Source organism: Paenibacillus sp. EKM212P, assembly GCF_011066115.1.
In the GTDB taxonomy this organism is placed as follows: domain Bacteria; phylum Bacillota; class Bacilli; order Paenibacillales; family Paenibacillaceae; genus Paenibacillus; species Paenibacillus polymyxa_B.
The window spans coordinates 1-500 of the sequence record NZ_JAAMNR010000049.1; the positions used below are offsets into that span (position 1 = coordinate 1).

General features: G+C 59.2%; 1 protein-coding gene. It reads left to right on the plus strand.

Translation table 11 applies throughout. The features are described from left to right. Positions 1-500: AMP-binding enzyme (locus tag G9G54_RS24905; protein WP_165179948.1), on the plus strand; the 500-nt coding region annotated here is incomplete at both ends.

Sequence of the window (500 nt, forward strand, 5' to 3'; positions counted from 1 at the left end):
CGGATGGATTATCAAGTGAAAATCCGCGGCTACCGGATCGAGCTGGGCGAGATTGAAACGGCGATCCAGCGGGTGCCAGGCGTGCGTCAAGCAGTAGTCATCGACCGGACGGATGAGCGTGGACACAAGTACTTGTGCGGATACATCACGGGAGAAGCCGAGCTGCGGATCGAGGAGGTACAGGCCGAACTGGAAGCCGGGCTGCCAGCGCACATGGTGCCAGCACGTTTGATGCGACTGGAGACGATCCCCCTGACGAGCAACGGCAAAATCGACCGCAAGGCCTTGCCGGAACCGGAAGGAAGCATCCATACCGGTGCAGCCTATGTGGCACCGCGTACCACGGTGGAGCAAGTGCTGGCTGCAGTATGGGCCGGAGTACTCGGCGTGGAAGCGGTAGGCACGCAGGATAACTTCTTCGAGCTGGGTGGCGATTCGATCAAGGCCTTGCAAGTATCCTCCCGATTGCTGCAAGCAGGTTATCGACTGGAGATGAAAGA